Origin of the sequence: Halomonas beimenensis (genome assembly GCF_002549795.1) — a bacterium.
GTDB lineage: Bacteria > Pseudomonadota > Gammaproteobacteria > Pseudomonadales > Halomonadaceae > Halomonas > Halomonas beimenensis.
In genome coordinates, this window is record NZ_CP021435.1 from 350,895 (window position 1) to 373,505 (window position 22,611).

20 protein-coding genes are annotated in these 22,611 nt (G+C 72.2%); 9 read left to right on the forward strand and 11 right to left on the reverse strand.

The window, feature by feature from the left end; all coding sequences use genetic code 11:
• Positions 1 to 4: 4 nt before the first annotated feature.
• Genes BEI_RS01690 through BEI_RS01700 form a run of 3 tightly spaced genes read left to right on the forward strand, consistent with a single transcriptional unit; the run spans position 5 to position 3,859 of the window.
• Positions 5 to 2,032 carry a CocE/NonD family hydrolase gene (locus BEI_RS01690; RefSeq protein ID WP_097787876.1) on the forward strand — a complete coding sequence of 676 codons (2,028 nt, stop codon included), beginning with the start codon at positions 5 to 7 and terminating at the stop codon, positions 2,030 to 2,032.
• Positions 2,033 to 2,041: 9 nt separating this feature from the next.
• Positions 2,042 to 2,470 (forward strand): VOC family protein, encoded by a 429-nt coding sequence (locus tag BEI_RS01695; RefSeq protein ID WP_097787877.1) that lies wholly within the window; start codon positions 2,042 to 2,044, stop codon positions 2,468 to 2,470.
• A gap of 30 nt (positions 2,471 to 2,500) precedes the next feature.
• Positions 2,501 to 3,859 carry an MFS transporter gene (locus BEI_RS01700; RefSeq protein WP_097787878.1) on the forward strand — a complete coding sequence of 453 codons (1,359 nt, stop codon included), beginning with the start codon at positions 2,501 to 2,503 and terminating at the stop codon, positions 3,857 to 3,859.
• Between the two features lie 3 nt (positions 3,860 to 3,862).
• Here BEI_RS01700 and BEI_RS19095 read toward each other — a convergent pair whose 3' ends face one another.
• Positions 3,863 to 4,015 (reverse strand): hypothetical protein, encoded by a 153-nt coding sequence (locus tag BEI_RS19095; RefSeq protein WP_193765141.1) that lies wholly within the window; start codon positions 4,013 to 4,015, stop codon positions 3,863 to 3,865.
• A gap of 98 nt (positions 4,016 to 4,113) precedes the next feature.
• On the opposite strand from BEI_RS19095, the gene BEI_RS01705 reads away from it, so the two are divergent.
• From BEI_RS01705 to BEI_RS01715, 3 genes are read left to right on the forward strand one after another with little or no spacing between them, the layout of a single operon-like run.
• On the forward strand, positions 4,114 to 4,641 hold the full coding sequence (locus BEI_RS01705; RefSeq protein WP_097787879.1) for a retropepsin-like aspartic protease family protein: 528 nt from the start codon (positions 4,114 to 4,116) through the stop codon (positions 4,639 to 4,641).
• A gap of 58 nt (positions 4,642 to 4,699) precedes the next feature.
• Positions 4,700 to 6,379, forward strand: a complete 1,680-nt coding sequence (locus BEI_RS01710; RefSeq protein ID WP_097787880.1) for a VRR-NUC domain-containing protein — start codon at positions 4,700 to 4,702, stop codon at positions 6,377 to 6,379.
• Positions 6,376 to 8,652 carry an ATP-dependent DNA helicase gene (locus tag BEI_RS01715; protein WP_097787881.1) on the forward strand — a complete coding sequence of 759 codons (2,277 nt, stop codon included), beginning with the start codon at positions 6,376 to 6,378 and terminating at the stop codon, positions 8,650 to 8,652. Before BEI_RS01710 ends, BEI_RS01715 begins: the two co-directional genes overlap by 4 nt.
• On the opposite strand, the gene BEI_RS01720 is transcribed toward BEI_RS01715, so the two are convergent.
• Both BEI_RS01720 and BEI_RS01725 read right to left on the reverse strand, forming a co-directional pair.
• On the reverse strand, positions 8,638 to 10,455 hold the full coding sequence (locus BEI_RS01720; RefSeq protein WP_097787882.1) for a monovalent cation:proton antiporter-2 (CPA2) family protein: 1,818 nt from the start codon (positions 10,453 to 10,455) through the stop codon (positions 8,638 to 8,640). The two genes, BEI_RS01715 and BEI_RS01720, sit on opposite strands and share 15 nt — an antisense overlap.
• Positions 10,456 to 10,661: 206 nt before the next feature.
• Positions 10,662 to 11,222 (reverse strand): DUF2799 domain-containing protein, encoded by a 561-nt coding sequence (locus tag BEI_RS01725; RefSeq protein WP_097787883.1) that lies wholly within the window; start codon positions 11,220 to 11,222, stop codon positions 10,662 to 10,664.
• Between the two features lie 166 nt (positions 11,223 to 11,388).
• Between BEI_RS01725 and BEI_RS01730 the strand changes: the two genes are divergently transcribed.
• Positions 11,389 to 12,054 (forward strand): cupin domain-containing protein, encoded by a 666-nt coding sequence (locus BEI_RS01730; protein WP_097787884.1) that lies wholly within the window; start codon positions 11,389 to 11,391, stop codon positions 12,052 to 12,054.
• A 7-nt stretch (positions 12,055 to 12,061) separates the two neighbouring features.
• On the opposite strand, the gene ligD (BEI_RS01735) is transcribed toward BEI_RS01730, so the two are convergent.
• The 8 genes from ligD (BEI_RS01735) to BEI_RS01770 all read right to left on the reverse strand — a co-directional run bounded on the left by ligD (BEI_RS01735) (position 12,062) and on the right by BEI_RS01770 (position 20,768).
• The gene (gene ligD / locus BEI_RS01735) at positions 12,062 to 12,991 is read right to left on the reverse strand and encodes a non-homologous end-joining DNA ligase (RefSeq protein WP_097787885.1); all 930 of its coding nucleotides are present in this window, start codon (positions 12,989 to 12,991) and stop codon (positions 12,062 to 12,064) included.
• Between the two features lie 26 nt (positions 12,992 to 13,017).
• Positions 13,018 to 14,022, reverse strand: a complete 1,005-nt coding sequence (gene ligD, locus BEI_RS01740) for a non-homologous end-joining DNA ligase (RefSeq protein WP_097787886.1) — start codon at positions 14,020 to 14,022, stop codon at positions 13,018 to 13,020.
• Positions 14,015 to 14,623 (reverse strand): DNA polymerase ligase N-terminal domain-containing protein, encoded by a 609-nt coding sequence (locus BEI_RS01745; protein ID WP_097787887.1) that lies wholly within the window; start codon positions 14,621 to 14,623, stop codon positions 14,015 to 14,017. Before BEI_RS01745 ends, ligD (BEI_RS01740) begins: the two co-directional genes overlap by 8 nt.
• A 43-nt stretch (positions 14,624 to 14,666) precedes the next feature.
• A complete protein-coding gene (locus BEI_RS01750) occupies positions 14,667 to 14,873 on the reverse strand; it encodes a DUF3565 domain-containing protein (RefSeq protein WP_097787888.1) in 207 nt (68 codons plus the stop codon).
• 10 nt (positions 14,874 to 14,883) lie between these two features.
• Positions 14,884 to 15,528: a CerR family C-terminal domain-containing protein gene (locus BEI_RS01755; protein ID WP_097787889.1), complete on the reverse strand. Its 645-nt coding sequence runs from the start codon at positions 15,526 to 15,528 to the stop codon at positions 14,884 to 14,886.
• A gap of 4 nt (positions 15,529 to 15,532) precedes the next feature.
• Positions 15,533 to 18,637 carry an efflux RND transporter permease subunit gene (locus BEI_RS01760; RefSeq protein WP_097787890.1) on the reverse strand — a complete coding sequence of 1,035 codons (3,105 nt, stop codon included), beginning with the start codon at positions 18,635 to 18,637 and terminating at the stop codon, positions 15,533 to 15,535.
• A 7-nt stretch (positions 18,638 to 18,644) separates the two neighbouring features.
• The gene (locus BEI_RS01765) at positions 18,645 to 19,757 is read right to left on the reverse strand and encodes an efflux RND transporter periplasmic adaptor subunit (protein ID WP_097787891.1); all 1,113 of its coding nucleotides are present in this window, start codon (positions 19,755 to 19,757) and stop codon (positions 18,645 to 18,647) included.
• Positions 19,758 to 19,901: 144 nt separating this feature from the next.
• The gene (locus tag BEI_RS01770; RefSeq protein WP_097787892.1) at positions 19,902 to 20,768 is read right to left on the reverse strand and encodes a LysR substrate-binding domain-containing protein; all 867 of its coding nucleotides are present in this window, start codon (positions 20,766 to 20,768) and stop codon (positions 19,902 to 19,904) included.
• Positions 20,769 to 20,870: 102 nt separating this feature from the next.
• Here BEI_RS01770 and BEI_RS01775 point away from each other — a divergent pair, with 102 nt between their 5' ends.
• Positions 20,871 to 21,755: a DMT family transporter gene (locus tag BEI_RS01775; protein ID WP_097787893.1), complete on the forward strand. Its 885-nt coding sequence runs from the start codon at positions 20,871 to 20,873 to the stop codon at positions 21,753 to 21,755.
• A gap of 136 nt (positions 21,756 to 21,891) precedes the next feature.
• Positions 21,892 to 22,551 (forward strand): rhomboid family intramembrane serine protease, encoded by a 660-nt coding sequence (locus BEI_RS01780; protein ID WP_097787894.1) that lies wholly within the window; start codon positions 21,892 to 21,894, stop codon positions 22,549 to 22,551.
• The last annotated feature ends 60 nt before the right edge of the window (positions 22,552 to 22,611 follow it).

Genomic DNA, 22,611 nt, shown 5'->3' on the forward strand with positions numbered 1-22,611 from the left:
GAGGATGCGTATCGTCGAGACGTTTCCCTGCCGGGTCATGGAGGAGGAGACCTGGATCCCGATGGCCGACGGCACCCGCCTGGCGGCGCGGATCTGGCGCCCGGTGGATGCCGACCAGCATCCGGTGCCGGCGATCCTGGAATACCTGCCCTACCGCAAGCGGGACCTGACCGCCGCCCGCGACGTGCAGAGCCACCCCTACTGGGCCGGGCACGGCTATGCCGGGGTGCGGGTCGACATCCGCGGCACCGGGGAGTCCGACGGCGTGCTCACCGACGAGTACCTGCCCGAGGAACTGGCCGACGGGGTGGCGATCATCGAGTGGCTGGCCGAACAGCCCTGGTGCAGCGGCGAGGTGGGCATGGTGGGGATCTCCTGGGGCGGCTTCAACGGCCTGCAGATCGCCGCCCTGGCCCCGCCGGCGCTCAAGGCGGTGATCACCCTGTGTTCCACCGACGATCGCTACGCCGACGACATCCACCACATGGGCGGCTGCCTGCTGGGGGACAACCTGTCCTGGGCCTCGACCATGTTCGACGGCAACGCCTGCCCGCCGGATCCCGAGCTGGTCGGGGAACGCTGGCGGGAGATGTGGCTCGAGCGTCTCGACGGCAGCGGCCTGTGGCTGTCCCAATGGCTCGAGCACCAGCGCCGGGACGAGTACTGGAAGCATGGCTCGGTCTGCGAGGACTTCGACGCCATCCGCTGCCCGGTCTATGCCATCAGCGGCTGGGCCGACGGCTACTGCAACGCCGTCTTCCGCCTGCTGGCCGGCCTCAAGGTGCCGCGCAAGGGGCTGGTCGGCCCCTGGGCCCACAAGTACCCGCACCTGGGCGTGCCCGGGCCGGCCGTCGGCTTCCTGCAGGACTCGCTGCGCTGGTGGGATCACTGGCTCAAGGGCCAGGACACCGGGATCATGGACGAGCCCATGCTGCGGGTGTGGATGCAGGAATCGGTGCCGCCCTCGGCCCGCTACGACGTGCGCCCGGGCCGCTGGGTGGCCGAGCCGAGCTGGCCGTCGCCGAATATCCAGCCGTCGTCCTTCCGTCTCACCGTGGGGCACGACCTGCTGCCCGAGGCCGAGGGTGTCGACGACGAGGCGGTGCTGACCGTGCGCTCGCCGCTGTCGGTGGGGCTCTTCGCCGGCAAGTGGTGCTCCTACAACGCCCCGCCCGACCTGCCCCATGACCAGCGCGACGAGGACGGCGGGGCGCTGATCTTCCAGACGCCGCGCCTCGATCAGGCCCTGGAGATCTGCGGCCAGCCGATGGCCGAGCTGGAACTCGAGGCCGACCAGGCGGTGGCCATGGTGGCCCTGCGGCTGATCGATGTCGCCGAGGACGACAAGTCCACACGGGTCTCCTATGGCCTGCTGAACCTCACCCACCGCGACAGCGACGAGCACCCCGAGCCCCTGGAACCGGGCAGGCGCTACCGCGTCCGGGTGTCGCTGAAGCATATCGCCCAGCAGTTTCCCCCCGGGCATGCCATCCGCCTGGCGATCTCCACCAGCTACTGGCCGCTGGCCTGGCCGGCGCCCCGGCCGGTCAAGCTGACCCTCTGTCCCGGCAGGAGCCGGCTGGTCCTGCCCATGCGGGCGCCGCGCCCCGAGGAGGAGGCGGCCCTGCCGGCCTTCGCCGAGCCCGAGGGCGCGCCGCCGATCGCCAAGACCCTGATCCAGCCGACCCAGGAGAGCTGGCGGGTGATCCGCGACCTGGCCAACGACAAGACGACCCTGGAGGTGATCAACGACGAGGGGCGCTATCGCCTGGACGACATCGGCATGGAGATCGCGGCCCGGGTCACCGAGCGCTACAGCTATTCCTACGGCAGCTACGACAGCCTCAGCGGCTGGACCGAGTGGGAGCGCAGCTTCCGCCGAGGGGACTGGGAGGTGCGCACCCTGACCCGCACCCTGATGACCTGCGACGCCGAGAGCTTCCGGCTGCGGGCCACCCTGGACGCCTGGGAAGGCGAGACGCGCATCTATGCCCGGACCTGGGACGAGGCCATTCCCCGGGACCTGGTCTGAAGGCGCGCCATGCCGACCGTCCTGGGGATCGACCACCTGGTGCTGAGGGTCACCGACCTGGCCGCCATGCTGGACTTCTACGTCGAGGGGCTGGGCTGTGCCGTGGAGCGCCACGACGAGGCGCTGGGGCTGGTGCAGCTGCGCGCCGGCGATGCCCTGATCGACCTGGTGCCCGTCGACGGCGAGCTGGGTCGACGGGGCGGCGCCGCACCGGGGGCCGAGGGCCATAACCTGGACCATTTCTGCCTGCGCCTCGCGCACTTCGACGCCGATCGGTTGCGGGCCGAGCTCGCCACCCACGGCATCGTGCTGGGAGAGGTGAAGCGTCGTCGCGGTGCCGAGGGCGCCGGGCCCTCGGCCTACGTCGAGGATCCCATGGGCAATCGCGTGGAGCTCAAGGGGCCGCCGGAGGGTGCCGGCCGCGCCGCCGGCTGCTAGGCTGGCGGCTCCACTCCACAGGGATGCCCCATGAGCGTGATGACCGCCGACGCGCCGGCGAGGCCCTGGGCCTCGCGCAAGGAGATCCTGGGCTGGGCGATGTTCGATTTCGCCAACCAGGCCTATACCCTGCTGATCATCACGGTGGTGTTCGGCGAGCTGTTCACCACCGTGATCGTCGGCGATCGCGGCGACGACTACCGGCTCGCCAACTTCCTCTGGAGCCTGGCCCTGGCGGTGAGCTACCTGCTGGTGGTGGTGACCGGGCCGCTGTGCGGGGCGGTGATGGACTACCGCGCGGCCAAGAAGGTCTTCCTCTTCGTCAGCTACCTGGCCACCGTGGCCGCCACGGCGCTGCTCTACTTCGTCGCCCCCGGCTTTGTCTGGCTGGGCCTCGTGTTGATCGTGGTCTCCAACTACGCCTACTCCATGGGCGAGTCCTTCATCGCCGCCTTCCTGCCCGACCTGGGCCCGCCCGAGGCGCTGGGACGGATCTCGGGGTTCGGTTGGGCGCTGGGCTACCTGGGCGGGCTGGTCGCCGCCGGTTTCACCCTGGTGGTGCTGGGGGAGGCCAGCACCGAGAACTTCGACCGCATCCGCTGGGTGGGCCCCTTCGCCGCCGGCTTCTTCCTGGTCACCGCCATTCCCACCTTCCTGTGGGTGCGCGAGCGCGGCACCCCCCAGCCTCCGGGACGGTCCTACCGGGAGATCGCCTGGCGGCGCGTCTCGACGACGCTCCACGAGCTCAAGCGCTTCCGGGACCTGGCGACCTTCTTGGTCTCGTTGCTGTTCTCCATGGCCGGGGTCTACATCATCATCGCCTTCGCCTTCATCTATGGCGCCCAGGTGATCGGCTGGGACGCCACGGTGCGCAACCTCATGTTCATCATCGTCCAGATCACCGCCGCCGCCGGGGCGCTGGGCTTCGGCGCGATCCAGGACCGCATCGGCACCAAGGTCACCTACCTGATCACCCTGACCCTGTGGGTGGCCGCCATCCTGGCCATCTGGGCCACGCCCTCGCTCACCGCCGGGCTCAACGCGACGTTCGGGCTCGACTGGCAGGCCCAGCACCTGTTCCTGGTGGTGGGCTGCCTGGCGGGGCTCAGCCTGGGGTCGAGCCAGTCCGCCAGCCGCGCCCTGGTGGGGCTCTTCTCGCCGACCCGCAAGGCCGCCGAGTTCTTCGGCTTCTGGGGGCTGGCCAACAAGCTCGCCGGCGTGGTGGGCATCGTCGGCCTGGGGCTGCTGCAGTCCGTGGTGGGCCTGCAGGCCTCGATCCTGCTGTGCGCTGGCCTGTTCCTGGTCGCCATCCTGATCTGCCTGGGCGTCAGCCAGGGGCGGGGGATGCAGGCGGCGAGGGAGTGGGAAGCCCGAAACGGCCAGGCCTGAGCCTCAGGCGGGCCGCTCGAGGGCAAAGCGATCGGTGCCGCGCGCGTAGTCGGTGCCGGCTATCCGGCCGACCGGGCGCGGGGCGATGCTCCCGGAGAACAGGCGATAGAGGGTGCCGGTATCCAGCGCGTCGGCGGGAAGGAGGGCATCGTCCATGGGGGGACCCCCGACGGTGAGGGCTGCTCACCCCAGCATGGGCAGGGGAGCGCGTCCAGTGTCATGATATCCACAGGGCGATGACGAAGGGGCGGTGAATGGCGGAGGAACGCGGCGGGGCGAGGCGCGCCGGCCTGGGCATGATGCTGGCCTTCTGGGTGCTGTTCATCGGGCTCGGCACCTGGTGGTTCCAGGGCGTGCTCGAGGAGCGGACGAACCCCAATGCCCACCTGGTGCATGCCGTGGCGGGTGACGAGATCACCCTGAAGCGCAACGCCGCCGGCCACTTCGTCGCCACCGGCCGGCTCAACGGCGAGCCGGTGCCCATGCTGCTGGACACCGGCGCCACCTATGTGGCCGTGCCCGCCGACCTGGCACGCCGGCTGGCGCTGCCCCGCCTGGGCGAGGCCTGGTTCTCCACCGCCAACGGCCGGGTACGGGGCCGGCTCACCCGCCTCGACGAGGTCAGCCTCGGCGGCTTCACCGCCCGTGACGTGCGGGGCTCCATCGGCCCTGGCCTCCACGACGACGTGGTGCTGCTGGGCATGAGTTTCCTGGGGCGCTTCGACATCCGGATCCGCGGCGAGACGATGACCCTGCGCCTGCCCGAGGGCGAAGAGGGCTGAGGGCTCGCGACGAGCCCCCGGCTCTGACGCCCCGGCGGCGGGCTGATATCATGGCGGCATGAACAGCGCCACGTCCGCCGCCTCGCTGACGGCCTCCCTGGACGACCCCTTCTACTACCTGGCCAACTTCCAGTGCGTGCTGGACTGGGTGGCCGCGCGTCACGACGACCTGCTCATCGAGCCCGAACGCGCCTTCCTCGCCGATTTCCCGGCCCTGCCGCGGGCCTCCCGGGCGCTGCTGGTGCGCATGGTGATGCGCAAGGGAGAGCACTTCCGCACCTCCCGGCTGGCCTACGACGAGATCGGCGACATCGAGGAAGCCCTGAGCCCCCTGGTGGCGGCCGGCTGGGTGGAGGATGCCCCGGCACTGCCCGTCGACGAACTCTGCCGCCAGCTTCGCCTGCCGGAACTGCGACATGCCCTGGCCGGGGACAGCGCCGCGGCGGGCCTGTCCACGAGCGCCGCCAAGGGCGCGCTGCGGGAGGCGCTGGCGGCCCGGGAGCTCGCGCCCCGGCGGCTGAGCGAGTGGTGGCCCGAGGCACCGGACCGGGTGGTGCGGCTGACGTGCATGGACCTCTGCGATCGCCTGCGTTTGATGTTCTTCGGCAACCTGCGCCAGGACTGGGCCGAGTTCGTGCTCGCCGAGCTCGGCCTGCAACGCTTCGAGACGGTGCCCTTCGCGGCGAACTCCCGGGCCTTCCAGCACCGCGCCGAGGTCGACGCCTACCTGGGCCTGCACCGGCTGCGCGAGCGTCTCGACGACGGCGACTGCCCCTCGGCATTGGCCCGGGAGGTGCCGGCCCCGCCGGACAATGCCTGGCTGGCCGCCCGCCGGGCCCGGTTGCTGCTGGCCCTGGGCCGCGAGGCCGAGCGCCGGGGCGAGGCCGATACGGCACTGGCCTGCTATGCGGACGCCGGGCTCGGCGAGGCCCGAGTCCGCCGGCTGCGCCTGCTCGAGCGTCTCGGCGAGCACGACCTTGCCCTGCGCGAGCTCGAGGCCGTCGACCCGGTGGACGAGGCCGAGCGCCAGGCCCTGTCGCGGCTGCGCCCCAGGCTGTGTCGCAAGCTGGGCCTGTCGATCCCCCCCCGAGCGCCGGAACCGGCGCCCGAGCGGCTGGATCTGGTCCTGCCCCCCGGCCCGGGCGGGGTGGAACGGGCCGTGGCGGCGCACCTGGGGACGGCGGAGGCCCCGGTCCACTACGTCGAGAACACCCTGATCGGCGGGCTCTTCGGGCTGCTGTGCTGGGACGCCGTCTTCGCGCCGCTGCCCGGAGCCTTCTTCCATCCTTTCCACAGCGGGCCGGCGGACCTCGGCCGCGAGGACTTCGTGGCCCGGCGCCGGAGGCTGTTCGAGGCCTGCCTGGCCGAGCTCGACGACGGCCGCTATCGGGAGAGCATCCGTGCGCGCTGGCGGACCAAGCAGGGGCTGGCCTCGCCCTTCGTGCACTGGGGCGCGCTGGACGAGCCCCTCCTGGAGCGGGCCCTGGCCACCATCCCGCCCGCCCACCTGCGGGCCTGCTTCGAGCGGTTCCTCGAGGATCCTCGCGTCAATCGTGCGGGCCTGCCCGACCTGATTCAGTTCCTTCCCGCGTCCGGCGCCGGCGAGCCCGCCTATCGGCTGATCGAGGTCAAGGGGCCGGGAGACCGGCTGCAGGACAACCAGCGCCGCTGGCTGGCTCGCTTCCAGGCCCACGGGATTCCCGTGGCGGTCTGTCACGTGCGCTGGGAGGCGGGGTGAGCGAGACGGCGGGCTATCGGATCGCCGTGCGGGCGCTGTGCGAGTTCACCGCCCGGCGCGGCGACCTGGATCACCGCTTCACCCCCGCGCCCAGCGCCCGGGAGGGGATCGAGGGCCATGCCCGGGTACGCGAGCGGCGAGGCGAGGGCTACGAGGCCGAACTGCCGCTGTCCGGGGAGTTCCGGAGCCTGACGGTCGCCGGCCGCGCCGACGGTTATGATCCGGCCGCCAACCGCCTGGAGGAGATCAAGACCCACCGCGGCAGCCTGGAGCGCATGACGGCCAACCAGCGCGCCCTGCACTGGGCCCAGGCGGAGGTCTACGGCGCCCTGCTGTGCGCCGAACGCGGGCTCGAGTCCCTGACCCTGGCGCTGGTCTACCTGGATGTCGCCACCGGTCGCGAGACGCGGCTGACCCGGGAAGCCAGGGCCGACGACCTCCAGGCCGGCTTCGAGGCCCATTGCCGGGCCTTCCTGGCCTGGGCCGAGCAGGAGGCGGCGCATCGGGCGGCCCGGGACGCGGCCCTGTCGCGGCTCGCCTTCCCCCACGACGACTTCCGTCCCGGCCAGCGCGCCCTGGCGGAGGACGCCTACCGGGCCGCGGCGACCGGCCGCTGCCTGCTGGCGCAGGCGCCCACCGGCATCGGCAAGACCCTGGGGACCCTCTTCCCGCTGCTCGCCGCCATGCCCCGCCAGGCCCTCGACCGGCTGGCCTTCCTGACCATGAAGACCCCGGGGCGGCGCCTGGCCCTGGACGCCCTGGCGGACCTGGGCGCCGCCGACGGCGAGCCTCGCCTGCCGCTGCGGGTGCTGGAGCTGGTGGCCCGGGACAAGGCCTGCGAGCATCCCGACCGCGCCTGCCACGGCGAGGCCTGCCCGCTGGCGGAGGGCTTCTTCGATCGCCTGCCGGCGGCGCGCCGGGACGCCGTGGCTCGCGGTTGGTGGGATCGCGGCGCGCTGCGCGAGGTGGCGCTCGATCACGGCGTCTGTCCCTACTACCTGGGCCAGGAGCTGGCCCGCTGGGCCGACGTGCTGGTCGGCGACGTCAACCATTACTTCGACGATGGCGCCCTGATCCATGGCCTGGTGCAGGTCGACGGCACCCGGCTCGGCCTGCTGGTGGACGAGGCCCACAACCTGGTCGACCGGGCCCGGGGCATGTACAGCGCCGAGCTGGACCAGCGCCGGCTGAACCGGTTGCGCAGGTCGGCGCCCCCGGCCCTGTCGAGGCCGCTGGGACGCCTGGCCCGGCGCTGGCAGGCGCTGCTGCGCGAGGTCGACGAGTGTGACTGGCAGGCCCTGGACGAGCTGCCCCGGGGGCTGGTCGGCGCCCTCCAGCAGGCGGTGGCGGCGATCACCGACTACCTGGGCGAGCATCCGAGCGGGGCCGATCCGGCCCTGCAGGAGTTCCTCTTCGAGGCCCTGGCCTTTGCCCGGCTGGCGGAACGCTTCGGCGGGCACTCCCTGTGCGAGCTGCGCCGTCCCGGGCGAGGGCGGGCCCGGCTGGCGATCCGCAACCTGATCCCGGCGGACTTCCTGGCGCCGCGCTTCGAGGCCGCCCGGTGCGCGGTGCTGTTCTCGGCGACCCTCAGCCCGGCGGCCTATCACCGTGACCTGCTGGGGCTGCCCGACGACGCCGTGAGCCGTCGGGTGGCCGCCCCCTTCGCCGCCGAGCAGCTCGAGGTGCGATGCCGCACCGACGTCTCCACCCGGCTGGTCGACCGCGAGGCCTCGCTTGCGCCCATCGTCGCCGAGCTGGCCGGCCAGTACCGGCGCCGCCCGGGGCACTACCTGGCCTTCTTCAGCAGCTTCGCCTACCTGGAGGCGGCGCTTGCGCGCCTGCGCGAGGCCTGCCCGGCGATCCCGGTGCGCGCCCAGCATCGCGGCATGGACGAGGCCGAGCGCGAGGCCTTCCTGGCCGGCTTCGTCCCCGGGGAGGCGGGCATCGCCTTCGCCGTGCTCGGCGGGGCCTTCGCCGAGGGCATCGACCTCCCCGGCGAGCGGTTGATCGGGGCCTTCGTCGCCATCCTGGGCCTGCCGCCCTTCGATCCCTTCCACGAGGTGCTCAAGGCGCGGCTCGAGGCGCGCTTCGGCCGCGGCCACGACTACGCCTACCGGATCCCCGGCATGATCAAGGTGGTGCAGGCCGCCGGGCGAGTCATCCGCGGCCCCGAGGACCGCGGCGTGGTGGTGCTGATGGATGACCGCTTCGCCCGGGCCGAGAACCGGGCGCTGCTGCCCGACTGGTGGCGGCTCGGTTCAGGATCGGCCTGAGGGGCGATCGGGCGCGGTCGTGGCGATGTCCTCGTCGGCCTCGTAGAGCTCCTCCAGCTCCCGGGCCGCCGCCTGGATGGTCTGCATCTGCCGCTGCTCGTTGCCGAAGGCCTCGAGCTGGCGTCGCAGGGCCTGCTCGTCGTGGGGCCGGAAGGTATCGATGGTGTGCTGGGCCTGGTCCCGGGGAATGCCCAGCCCCACCAGCACCTCCCGGGTCAGCTCCAGGCTCGCCGGCAGCAGTTCGCGGATGATGTCGGTGACGCCGGCGCGCATCAGCAGCTGGGCGTGGTAGCGGTCGCGGGCCCGGGCATAGAGGCGCAGGTGCGGGAAGCGGCGCCGGACCCGGTGGACGATGCGCATCGAGGCCTCGATGTCGCCCACCGCCACCACCAGCACCCGGGCCCGGTCGGCCCCGGCGGCTTCCAGCAGGTCGAGCCGGGAGGCGTCCCCGAAGTAGACCTCGTTGCCGTAGCGGCGCACGAACTCGACGTGGTCGGCGTTGATGTCGAGCACCGTGTAGGGAATCTTCAGCCCCTGCAGGGCGCGGCCCATGATCTGCCCGAAGCGCCCGAAGCCGGCGATGATGATCTGGGGGCCATGCTGCGGGGGACGGTCGAAGTCCCGCCGGCGCCTCCTGGCCTTGAACAGCGGCCGCACCAGGCTGGCATGGGCCTGGAAGAGCACCGGCGTGGCGGCCATGGACAGCGACACCACCAGCACCAGCAGGCCGACCAGGGCGGGGTCGACCAGGGCGGCGGCGCCGGCGGCGGTGAGCAGCACGAAGCCGAATTCCCCGCCCTGGGACAGCAGCGCGCCCAGGTTCAGGGAGGCGCGCCAGCCCGTGCCGTAGGCCTTGGCGGTGATCACCAGGCTCAGCCACTTGGCGGCCAGCAGGGCGGCGGCGAGCCCCAGCACCAGGCCGGGACGCTCGCCCAGCAGGCCGATCTGGGCGGTCATGCCCACCGCCATGAAGAACAGCCCCAGGAGCAGGCCGCGGAAGGGTTCGATGTCGGCCTCGATGCTGTGGCGGTATTCCGAGTCGGCCAGCAGGACGCCGGCGATGAAGGCCCCCAGGGCCATGGACAGCCCGGCCAGCTCCATCACCAGGGCGGCGCCGATCACCACCAGCAGGGCGGTGCCGGCGAAGACCTCGCGGCTGCGGGTCGCGGCGGCGTAGCGGAACAGCGGGCGCAGCAGGTAGCGGCCGCCGACGATCAGCCCGGCGAAGGCGGCGACCGCGACCAGGACTTCCCCCGCCAGGGCGGGCCAGCCGCCGGCCAGGGGCGTCTCCCCGGCCAGCAGGGGCAGGGCGGCCAGCACCGGGATCGCCGCCAGGTCCTGGAAGAGCAGCAGGGCGAACGCATAGCGACCGTGGCGACTCCCCAGCTCGCCGCGCTCCCCGAGCAGCTGCAGCACCAGCGGGGTCGAGCAGAGCCCCAGGCTGAAGCCCACCACCAGGGCCGCGGTGGGGGAAAGGCCCGCCGCCAGGCCCAGGCCGGTGAGCAGCGCCGTGGTGACGGCCACCTGGAGGCTGCCGAAGCCGAACACCGCCTTGCGCATCAGCCTGAGACGGCTGGGCTTGAGCTCCAGGCCGATGACGAACAGCAGGAAGACGATGCCCACCTGGGAGAACTGCAGCACCGCGTCGGCATCCGGGACCAGGCCCAGCACCGAGGGGCCGATCATCACCCCGGCGAGCAGGTAGCCCAGCACCTCGCCGAGTCCCAGGCGCTTGATCAGGGGCACGATCAGCACGGCGGCACCGAGGAAGATCAGGACGTTGTAGAGCAGGTCGATGGCCAAGACGGGATCCTTCTGGGTCGAGTCGGCGGTGAGGGCTCGGGGACCAGCTTACCGCAGGCGGCGCCTCCATCGCTCAAGCAAGCATCGGGCCAACTCGCCGGGCGACACGACCCCGGTGGGTGGCGCCGGGCCGCCCGGGCGTCCTGCCGGCAGGCGCGCGCTCGCCTGGTGCATCGTACCCGCCGTGGCGACGCCGGCGCCCGGGATCAGGGCGAGACCCGGGTCGCCTCGCCGAGCCGGCGCTCCAGGCGCAGTAGCTCTTGCTGGCGCAGCCGGTAGTCCCGGTAGAGTCGGCGCAGCTCCCGGTGCAGGCGCCGGCGCTGCTCGGCGTCGGTGTCCTCGTCGAACAGCCGGCGCTCCGCCCGCTCGATCTCGCGTTCCGTCCCCGCCAGGGCGGCCTCGGCCTCGTGCAGGGCCCGGCCCTGGCGGTAGCGTTCGAGGAAGTCGGGCTCGAGCAGGGCCGGGCAGACGCCCTGGTAGCGCGCCCCGCGGCGGCCCTGACGGAAGCCGTTGGCCGGGGTGCAGTAGTCGAACAGGCCGCGCTGGCGACCCGTGAAGTAGGCCTCGGCATCGGGCGCGATGCCATACTCGGCGCAGGCCTTCCGGTGCTCGAAGAGCCGGGCCCGGGGCTGGCCCTGAGCGCCGTCCTGACGGCCAAGCTGGCGCCAGTCGGCGGTGCGGCACTCCCCCTCGGACAGGGTGGCGCAGCCCGACAGGCCGAGCAGGGCGAGGAGGGCGACAAGCAAGAGGGCCGGCGGACGGGGCATGGCTTCACTCCGTTGAGGCAGGAATCGCGCGTCCCCATCTTCGCACTCCCTTCCCGGGCCGCCCAGTCCCGGCGGCCCACGCCGGCCGTCGACCTGGGGTGACCCCGTCCGGCCCCTGGGCGACAATGCCGATCATCATCCACGGCTCGATGCCCCAGGAGGCCCGATGCGACTCAATGCCGACTTCCAGGCCCGCGTGGCGCTCACGCCGGATCAGTATCGCTGGGTGGCCTCGCCCACCCCCGGGGTCGAGCGCATGATGCTCGACCGCATCGGCGAGGAGGTCGCCCGGGCCACCTCCCTGGTGCGCTATGCGCCGAACAGCGATTTCCCCCCGCATGAGCACGGCGGGGGCGAGGAGATCCTGGTGCTGGAGGGCGAGTTCGCCGACGAGCACGGCGCCTACCCGGCGGGCTGCTACCTGCGCAATCCCATCGGCACCGCCCATGCCCCGCGAGTGGGCGAGCAGGGGGCGGTCATCTTCGTCAAGCTGCACCAGTTCGAGGCGGCCGACACCACCCGGACGGTCATCGACACCCGGGGCGGCCCCTGGGCGGATGGCCCGGTGGCGGGGATCGAGACGCTGCCCCTGCACGCCTTCGGCGACGAGCGGGTGCGGCTCGAGCGCTGGGCGCCGAACACCCGGGGCGGCGAGCGCGACCTGCCCGGCGGGGCGGAGTACCTGGTGCTCGAGGGCGTCCTGGAGGACACGGAGGGGACCTATCCGGCCGGCACCTGGCTGCGCCTGCCCCCGGGCCGTCGCCATGCGCCCTTCACCGGCTCGGCGGGCGCCCGGGTCTACGTCAAGACCGGTCACCTGCCGCCGGCCTGAGGCCGGCTCAGGCTTCCTCCTCGGCGGGCGGCTCGCGCGCCAGCAGGCGGTCGAGGGCCTCACGATGGGCGGAGAGCGCGACGGCGTGGCGAGCCATCTCGGCCCAGGGGTCCGCCTTCTGGGCCAGGCGACGGCGGAGGTTGCCCAGGGTCCAGCCCCGGGGGGTGGCCCCGCGTTCCAGCTCCGGCCAGGACAGCTGCGTGGCGACGGGCGCGCCCGCCAGGGCGCGCACGGCATAGGGCGCCACCGCGGTGGCGCCGTAGGCGTTGCGCATGACGTCCAGGAAGATCCGTCCCCGCCGCTGGCGCTTGCGCTGGGCCAGGGTGTAGCGATCGGGGTGGCGGCGGACCAGTACCCGAGCGGTGTCCCGGGCGAAGGCGCGACTGGCGTCGAAGTCGGCGCCGGCGTCGAGCGGCACCACCACATGGAAGCCCCTGGAACCGGTGGTCTGCACCCAGGCGCTCAGCGACAGTTCGTCCAGCAGGCCGCGCAGGTCCAGGGCGGCACGCCGCACCGACGCGACGTCCCGGCCGCCCTCGGGCGGGTCCAGGTCGAAGATCAGCCGGTCGGGGCGCTCGAGGTCGTCGGCCCGGGCCAGGTAGGGGTGCGGAGTGATCATCGCCTGGTCCGCCAGGTAGACCAGGGCCGCGCGACTGTCGATGACCGGCGCCATGAAGTGGCCGCCCTCGCGCTTGGGGAAGCGCACCCGCGTCAGCCAGTCGGGAAAGTGGGCCGAGGCGTCCTTCTGGTAGAAGCCCTCGCCGTCGAGGCCGTCGGGGAAGCGCTGCAGGCTGACCGGGTGGCCGTCGAGGTGCACCAGCATGGTGTCGCCGAGGTCGGCGTAGTAGTCGACCAGGTCGCCCTTGGTGAGTCCCGCCTCGGGGAAGAACGGCTTGTCGCGGTTCGAGGTCTCGATGTGCCGCCCATCGATCTGCATGGCGTCTCCCTGGCCGTGGCCGGCCGTCAGTCCTCGCGATGCACGTCCCGGGGCGCCTTGTCGCGGCGAAGCCCCTGGAAGCTTGGGTGGCGCAGGCGGCCGTCGCGGGTCCATTCGGTGAAGGCGACCTCACAGACCAGGCGGGGCGAGACGAAGCGAACGCCCTCGCGGGGCGGGTCGCCTCGCTGAAAGGGCGATGTCTCGCGCGCCAGCGGCGAGAGCCGATCCTTCAGGGTCGCCAGCATGGCGGCATCGAAACCGGTGCCGACCTTGCCCGCATAGACCAGCTCGTCCTCCTGATAGACCCCCAGCAGCAGGGCGCCCAGTCCCTCCCGTTCGCCGTGCGGCTCGGTATGGCCGCCGATGACGAATTCCTGCTGATGCCGACACTTCCATTTGCGCCACTCTCGTGAGCGTCCCGCGACATAGGCCGAGTCGGCGCGCTTGGCGATCAGCCCCTCCCAGCCCCTGTCACAGGCCTGGCGGTGATAGCCGGGCCCATCCTGGATCCGGTGGGGCGTCCAGCGCAGCGGCGCCCGCCAGTCGATCAGGGTGCGGAGCAGTTTCTTGCGGCTGCGCAGCGTGCACCCGGTGAGGTCGTGGCCACAGGCATAGAGACAATCGAACAGGTAGTAATAGACCCGCACCCCACTCCGCCGGGCCTCCTCCCGATCGGCGGCCTGCATGCGTGGCTGGAGGCGCTGGAAGTCGCTGCGGTGGCGGGCGTCGAAGGCGACGACCTCGCCGTCCAGCAGACAGCCCCGGGGGGCCTGGCGAGCCAGGGCGGCCTCGATATCGGGATAGCTGGCGTCCAGACGCCGATGGTTGCGAGAGTACAACTGGACCTCGCCCCCGGGGCGAATCCGGGCGATGACCCGCTCGCCGTCCAGCTTGCGTTCGAAGCACCAGCCATCGTCGTCGATGTCCGCGTGGCTGAGAGTCGCCAGCATGGGGGCATGCCAGCGGGGCATCGCGGTCCGGCGTGCCGGCTCTCGCTCCGCCGCTTCGAGGGGGGACAGAGGGTCAGTCATCGCCACTGGCCTCCTCGGCGGCGATCTCCTCCAGGGTACGGCCCGTGGCGACGGACCCGGGTTCGGTGGAGACGGGGTTGCGCCGGGCATCCGCCGCCTCGTCGTCCATCTTCACCAGCAGCCAGTCCTTGCCCTTCTCCAGGCGGGTGTGGATCAACGCATAGCCGCCGCGCAGCTTCTCGCCTTCCAGCCAGAAGGTGGCGTGGCCGTCGGCGAGCTGTTCGGCGATCGGGGCGTCGTCGTCCCCGAGGGGGCGATGGTGCCCCCGGTCCCAGACCAGCACCGTGCCCGCGCCGTACTGGCCCTCGGGGATGACGCCCTCGAAGTCGGCATAGGCCAGGGGGTGATCCTCGGTGGGAATGGCCAGGCGCTTGACGCGAGGGTCGGTGGAAGGGCCCTTGGGCACCGCCCAGGACTTGAGGACGCCGTCGACCTCGAGGCGGAAGTCGTAGTGGAGGGTGGAGGCGTCGTGCTGCTGGACGACGAAGATCGGTCGGTCGTCGTCCCCGCCGCGCCGTGGCTCGTCGCCCATGGGCTCGCGGGTACGCCGTGCATCGCGCTTCCGGCGATAGCGGGAGAGCTTGTCATCGGACGAGGCCATGGGGGGCGGCTCCTGCTGGATCTGTTCCCTCAGTCTAGGCGGCTCACGGGTTGTCCCGCGGCTCGCCGCGCTCGCACTTCACGCAGTCCAGCGCCAGGCCGAGCCGCGAGCGCCGGCCCGCCTCGGTGGTCACCCAGGGGCGCTCCACCCAGGGCGGCTGGTGGCGGACGTGCTGGTTGTGGCCGCAGGCCAGCTCGGCCACCCAGTGGCCCTCCGCGTCACGGTGATAGCCGACGATGGGCTGGCGCATGGCGAGCTCCTCAATCCTCCGGGGCGGCATAGAGCCGCAGGTGGGCGTCGACCACCGCCTCGATGTCGGCCAGGGTCGCCGCATCGAAGGCCCCGAGGCCCAGGCGGCGCAGCAGGGGCTCGCGGCCGATCAGGAAGAACACCACCTGGCCGACCAGGGTGTGGGTCTCGAGGATCACCCGCCGGTCATCGGGGTCACGGCCGATGAGCCGGCCGATCAGGCCGCTCAGGGTCGCCTGGACGACGCTGAAGGCCTGGGCCTGGAGGATCTCGAAGGCCTCGCTGGGGTTGACCTGCTCGCGCATCACCAGCAGCAGCCACTGGCGACAGTCGTCGTCCTCGGCGAAGGTGCGCACCATGCGCCGCATCACGCCGCGCAGCTCGGCGAGGGCGGCGTCGCGATCCGCGGGGGGCGGCACCGCCTCCTCCAGCGCCAGCCGGCCGCGCAGCTGGTCGGCGATATAGCCGGCCGCCGCCAGGTAGAGGCCATGCTTGTTGCCGAAATGGTAGGCGATGGAGCCGATGTTGGCCCCGGCGGCATCGGCCAGCATGCGGGTGGTGGTGGCCTTGTAGCCGTGCTCGCCGAACAGCCGGATGGCCGCGTGGATCAGCCGCTCGCGGGTGTCGCCGGGTTCGGGAGTGGGATATCGGGCCATGGCGTCAGCCTCCTCGGGCCGGTTCGCGGGTGTCGATGCCGAAGAAGAGGGTATAGAGCACGGGCACCACCCCCAGGCTCATGATGGTACCCACGCCGAGCCCGAAGGCCATGGCGCCGGCCATGCCGAAGAACAGCGGGTCGCGGCCGATGATCAGCGGCAGGAAGCCGAGGATGGTGGTGATCGCCGACATCAGGATCGGCCGCAGTCGCCGGGCCGAGGCCTTGACCACCGCGTCCCGCCCCGTCAGCCGCGGGTCTGCCCGCTCGATGTCGATGCGGTCGATCAGCACGATGGCGTTGTTGATGATGATGCCGGCCAGGCTGTAGATGCCGAGCAGCACCATGAAGCCGAAGTTGGCCCGGGTGGCCAGCAGGCCCAGGGCCACCCCGACGATCACCAGGGGGATGGTGGCGACGATCACCAGGGGCCGCTTGAAGGAGTTGAACTGGGCCACCAGCAGCACGAAGATCAGCCCGAGGCACAGCGGCAGGTTGGCCTGCAGCGCCGCCTGGCCTTCCCTGGACTCCACCACCACGCCGTCGAACTCGATCCAGTGACCCGGCGGCAGGGACGCCTCGAGCTCGCGCAGCGCCGGCTCGACCCGAGGCACCATGTCCTCGGCGGTGAGGCGCCGGTTTCGCCCCTCCACGGTGATGGTGCGCACCAGGTTCTCGCGATCGATGCGGTAGTAGCCGTTGTCGAGCCCGATGTCCGCCACCTGGTTGAGCGGCACGCCGGGCCCGGGGGTGCCCAGGGGGTAGACGGTGAGCGACTTGAGCCGGGCGAGGCTCTGGCGCTGCTCCTCGGCATAGCGCATGACCACCGGGATGATGTCGTCCCCCTCGCGGTACTGGCTCAGCCGGTAGCCGTCGAGGGCCCCCGAGAGCGACCGGGCGATGTCCTCGGAGGTGATGCCGGCGCTGCGGGCCCGAGCCTGGTCGACCTCGATGGTCAGCGACGGGATCCGTGCCTCCCAGCTCTGGCGCACGTCCCGGGCGCCGTCCAGCTCGCGCAGGATGCCCTCCACCCGCTCGGCGGCGGCGAACAGCACCTCCCGGTCCGGGCCCTTCACCTGGACCTGCAGCAGGGTGCTGTCCGAGGGGCCGAGGAACATCCGCGTGACCTGGGGCGAGAGATCGGGGTGGCGGGTGGCCAGGTAGTCCCGGGTGGCGTGGATCACGCCCTCGACCCGGTCGCGGCCGCTCACGTTGAGCACCAGGAAGCCCTTGTTGGGGGCGGGGTCGATGGGCGTCAGGGACAGCACGAAGCGCGGCCCGCCGAAGCCGGCATAGGCCGCCACGCCGGTGACGTCGGGGGCCAGGCCGGGCGCCTCGCGCAGCTCCCGGCTCAGCGCCTGGATCCGCCGGTCGGTGGCGTTCTCGGCGATGTCCGAGGGGAAGTCGAGGGTCACCAGCACCTGGTTGCGGTCCGAGTCCGGGAAGAACTTCTGGGGCACCAGCTGCATCATCGCCACCCCGGCCACCAGGGTCAGGGCCATGGCCGCGAGGAACAGGGCCCGGTGATGAAGCAGCCGGGCCAGCAGCCGGCCGTAGCGCCGCGACACCCAGCCGAAGGCGCGATCGGAGAGGTTGGGGCCGCCGTCCTCGGGCTCCCCGGGGGCCGCAGCCCCCCGCGGGGCCTGGAGGAAGCGATGGCACAGCGCCGGGGTCACCGTCAGCGACAGGAACCAGGAGCTCAGCAGGGTGATGGCGATGACGATGGAGATCGAGCGGGTGTACTCGCCGGCGGCGTGCTCGGCGAGCATCAGCGGCAGGAACACCAGGATGGTGGTCAGGCTGGACGACAGCAGCGGCAGGGCCAGTTCGCCGCCGGTCTCCTTGAGCGCCTGGTCGCGGCTGCTGCCCGCCTCCAGGCGGGTCTTGAAGTCCTCGGCGACGACGATGGCGTTGTCCACCAGCAGGCCCAGGGCGATGACCAGGGTGGCCAGGCTGGCCCGCTGCAGGGTGATCTCCGCGAGGCCCATCACGGCGAGCGTGGCCAGCATCACCGTGGGGATGATCGAGCCGACGATCAGCCCGGTGCGCACCCCGAGGAAGAGGATCACCACGCCCAGCACGATGGCCAGCGTCTGCAGCACGCTGCGGGTCACCCCGTAGACGGCGTTGGCCACCTGGTCGGGCTGGAAGGTCATGACGTCCAGGCGGTAGCCCGCCGGCAGGCTGGCCCGCAACTCGTCCAGGCGCGCCTGGATCGCCTGGCCGAAGTCCAGCACGCTGCGTCCCTCAAGCATCGAGACGGCGAAGACGATGGCCGGCTCGCCGTTGAAGTAGGCCGGCTTGTCCACCGGGTCCTGGTAGCCGCGACGGATCTCGCCGAGGTCGCGCAGGCGCAGGGTGCCGCCGTCGGGCAGCCGCAGCTCGGCGTCGCCCAGGGCCTCGAGGCTCTCGAACTCGCCGCTCACCTCGAGCGCCAGGCGCTGCTCGCCGGCCTCCAGCACGCCCCCCGGGGGGAAGATGTTGCGTCGCTGGATCTGGGCGGCCAGGTCGCCGGGCGTGAGGCCGAGCTCGGCGAGGCGCGCCTCGGCGATGTCGACGAACACGCGCTGCGCCTGGAGGCCCAGCAGCTCCACCTTCTTGGTGCCCGGCACGCCGTAGAGGACGGTGCGAACGTGCTCGGCGATCTCCTGCTGCTCGGCCTGGGGGAAGTCCTCGGCGGTGAGCGCCGCGGTCACCACCGCCACGTCGCCGAAGTCGTCGTTGAACACCGGATCCCGGGTGCCGGCGGGCAGGTCGGGGCGCGCCGCCTCGATCTTCTGGCGCACCTCGTCCCAGATCTGCTCCAGGTCGAAGTAGCGATCCTGGATCTCCACGTGGAGGATCGAGCGCCCGCGCATGGAGGTCGAGCGAATCTCCTCCACCTCGCCGACGGTACGGATGCGCTCCTCCAGGGGCTTGGTGATGTTCTCCTCCACCTGGGCCGCCGGCAGGCCGGGGAAGGCGGTGGTGACCACGGCCTCGCGCACGGTGATCGCCGGGTCCTCCCGGGCCGGCAGGGTGAAGTAGCTGTACAGGCCGAACAGCATGGCCAGCACGGTGGCCAGGTAGAAGACGGGACGGCGGCGGTGGGCGATCTGGCTCAGGTTCATCTCGGCCTCAGTTGTAGCGTTCCGGCCCCTCGCCGAGCAGGTTCACTTCCTGCCCGGGGCCGACGAACTCGGCCCCGCGGGCCACGATGCGCTCGCCGACGGCCAGCTCGCCGCGGACCAGGGCCCGGCCGTCGTCGATCGCCACCACCTCGACCGCGACCCGCTCCAGGCGCCTGGCCTCGGTGATGCGCAGCACATGAGCCCGCTCCTCGCCCGTGTAGACCAGGGCGGTGAGCGGCACCGGGAGGGTCGCGTCGGCGTCCGGCTCGCCCAGCGACAGCGCCACCTGGGCGGTCATGCCGGAGCGCAGGCCGGCGGGAGGGGCGTCCACGGCCAGGATCACCGGGTAGTCGTTGGAGGAGCGCGGCTGGGTGCCCAGGTGGCGCAGGGTGGCGGGGCTGGCGGCGCCGCCGAGCGCCGGGAAGATGACCTCGTGACGGGAGCCCTCGGCCAGGGCGCCGACCAGGGTCTCGGGCACGCTGGTCTCCACCTCGAAGCCTTCCCGGTCGGAGATCACCTCGAGGATCGGCTGGCCGGCGCCGACCCGCTCGGCGGGCTCGGCATGGCGCCGGCTCACCGACCCGTCGAAGGGGGCCGCCAGGGTCGTCAGCGTCAGGTCTCGCTCCGCCAGGTCCCGGGCCGCCTCGGCCGAGGCGTGCCGCGATTCGGCGGTGCCCAGGGCGGCTCGGGCGGCGTCCAGACGGGTCCGGCTGACGTAGCCCTGCTCGGCGAGCCGCGCGTGGCGCCGGTAGTCCTGGCGCTTCTCGCGCAGCACGGCCTCGGCCTCGCCGAGCTCGGCCTCCCGCTGACGGGCCACCAGCCGATAGCGTTCGTCGTCCAGTGTCGCCAGGACCTCCCCGGCGGCGAAGCGCTCGCCCACGTCCGCGGTCAGGCGGCGGATCTCGCCGGGGATCTCGAAGCTCAGCGAGGTGCGTTCGGCGGCCTTGACCCGGCCCGAGAGGCGGGTGACGGCGGCCCCGTTGCCGGCCTGGATGACGTGACTGTCCACCACGGTGGGCGGCGCCTCGGGCGGCGCGGCCTCCGGCGAGCAACCGGCGAGCAGCAGCGACAGGCCGGCCAGCAGCAGGGCGAGGGACTGCGCGCGGTGAAGGCATGACATGGAGGCGTTCCTCGGTGGCCGGTGGAGGCACCCGGAGGCCCGGGAGATGACGAGCAGTGTATTAATCAATTGATTAAATCGCAACGTCGCCTCGCTCGGCAAGGGCGAGACGCACCGGGCGGCGCCCCTGGCCGGGGGAATCTCTCAGGCGCCCTCGGGGGAGAGATGCTCGCGAATCAGCTCGTACAGCCGGGCGGCCGGCGCGGTGGGCCGGCGAGGTGCCCGGTGCAGCGCCAGCTCGATGGCGGGCAGCGGGGGCAGGCCGCTGGTCTCGTCCAGCGCCCGCAGCTCGCCGGTCAGCATGTTGCGGGTGACCACGACCACCGCCAGCCCGGCGGTGACGATGGGGGCCAGGCCGGTCATCGACTGGCTGGCATAGGCCAGCCGCCAGTCGCGTCCCGCGGCCTGCAGGGCATGCTCGGCCATTTCCCGGAAGACGTCCGCGCCGGGGGAGTACAGCGCCAGGGGCAGCGGATCCTGGAGCGACGGTTGCCGGTGCAGGCCCACCGCCCACACCAGGGGCTCGCGGCGGATCACCTCGCCCCCCGGGGAGTCCCGCTGACGGGTCACCAGGGCCAGGTCGAGCTCGCCGGCGCGGACCTGCTGGATCAGGGAGACGCTGGTGCCGCAGTGCACCTGGAGCCGCACCGCCGGGTAGAGCTGGTGGAAGTAGGAGAACACCGAGGGCAGCAGCGAGGCGTAGTCCTCGGGGATGCCCAGGCTCAGGTCCCCGGAGACCGTGCCCTTCTGCATGTCGCTCCAGGCCTCGTCGTTGAGGGCCAGCAGGCGGCGGGCATGGCCCAGCAGACGCTCGCCCTCCGGCGTGAAGCGCAGGCGGCGCCCCTCCCGCTCATGCAGGTCCACCCCCAGGGCGGTCTCCAGCCGGTGCAGCTGCATGCTCACCGTGGACTGGGTGTAGGCGAGGCGCTGGGCCGCGCCGGTGACGGTGCCGGTATCGGCGATCGTCACCAGGGTCCGCAGCAGGTTGAGGTCGAAGGTTCTCGGACGCATACATCACCAGCCTTGATGATTCATATCATGAAGAATCGTTTTTGTGATGATTCTGACGCGGATAGCCTGCCCCTGTCATTCATCGGACAGGGAGGAGGCGACATGCGGTTACCCAGTTCAGGATCCGGACAGGTCATGGTCGCCGGCGTCATGCCGGCCTTGCTGGCGGTGGTGCTATGGAGCCTCGCTCCGCTATTGGTTGACATGGCGAGAAGCATTCCGCCGCTGCGCCTCACGGCCCTGGCCCTGCTCGCCGGCGCCCTGGGCGCCCTGCCGATGAGCGGTCGTGCCGGCGGGGCCCGGCCACCGCTGTCCTGGCGCTGGCGGGCGGTCGTCTTCGCGGGGCTTCCCCTGCTGGTACTGGGCGCCGTGGGCTCCTATCTCGCCGGCCTCGGCCTGGCCCCCACCGCCGAGGCGGCCCTGGTCACCTATACCTGGCCGGTGATGTTCGTGGTGCTCAGCCAGTGGACCCTGCACGGGCGGGTGCCCGGGACGGTCATCGGCGGGGCGCTGGTGGCCTTCTCCGGGGCGGCGCTGCTGCTGGCGCCCCAGCTAGGGTCGGGCGGGATCGCCGAGCATCTGCCGGGCTACCTGTTGGCGCTGCTGTCCGGTTGCTGTTGGGCGCTCTACTCCTGGCTCTGCCAGCGGGCGCCGGTCTCGCTGGCGGCGGTGATGCCGCGGTTGTTCCTGCTGGCCAGCGTCATCGCCGCGGCGGCCAGCCTCGGGATCGAGGGGCGTGCGGTGATGCCCGATCTCGGCGCCCTGGTCGCCGCCCTGGCCCTGGGGCTGGGGCCCTACGGCCTGGCCATGGTGTCCTGGGATCGGGCGCTGCGCCTCGGTCGCAGTGGCCTGGTCGGCAGCCTGGCCTACGGGGTGCCGGTCCTGGCGGCGTGCTTCCTGGTGATCGGGGGCGCGGCCACGCCGGACTGGCGCCTGCCCGCCGCGGCGGCGCTGGTGGTGGCCGGTTGTGCCCGGGCCAGCCGGTGAGGCCGGGGGCTCGCTGACGCCTGCGGGCCGGTGGCCGCGGTCACCGCCCCGTCGCCTGCCGACGCACGCAGCGTTTGCGCGAAGCCATGCCTGCCGTCCACCTTGAGAGGAGCCGACGACCGGGAGGGCGAAGAGGATGGCGCATGATGCCGAGCGTCTCGAGGTGGGCCGACCGCAGGGCATGTCCGTGATCAGCCTGCTGTTGCTGGCCAACGGCCTGACCTTCCTGGTCGAGCTGATCCTGCCTCGGCCGATGTTCCAGTACTTCGCGCTCTGGCCCCTGGGCGAGGCCCCGGCGACCCTGCCCTTGCCCATCGACATGCCGGTGGGCGAGTTCCACCTCTGGCAGCTGCTGAGCTATGCCTTCCTCCACGGCAGCCTCTTTCACCTCTTCATCAACATGTTCGTGCTGTGGATGTTCGGCAGCCCCCTGGAGCGCGACTGGGGCAGCCAGCGCTTCGCCGTCTACTACTTCCTGTGCGTGCTGGGAGCGGGGGCGGTGCAGCTGCTGGTCGTCTCGACGGGGGACTTCGCGCCCACCGTGGGGGCCTCCGGCGGCGTCTATGCGCTGCTGCTGGCCTTCGGCATGCGCTATCCCAACCAGTACATCCTGCTGCTGATCCCGCCGATTCCCATGAAGGCCAAGTACTTCGTCATCGTCATCGGCGTGGTCGAGCTGTGGTCCGGCATCGCCGGCACCCGGGAGGGCGTGGCGCACTTCGCCCACCTGGCGGGGATGGTGGTGGGGCTCTTCCTGCTGCTGAGCTGGCGCCAGCGGCCGCCGTCGCGGTGGTAGCGCCGGTTTCTTGCCCCGGCCAGTGGCGAAGCCTGATCCAGGAGTGGAAGCGGGCGGTGC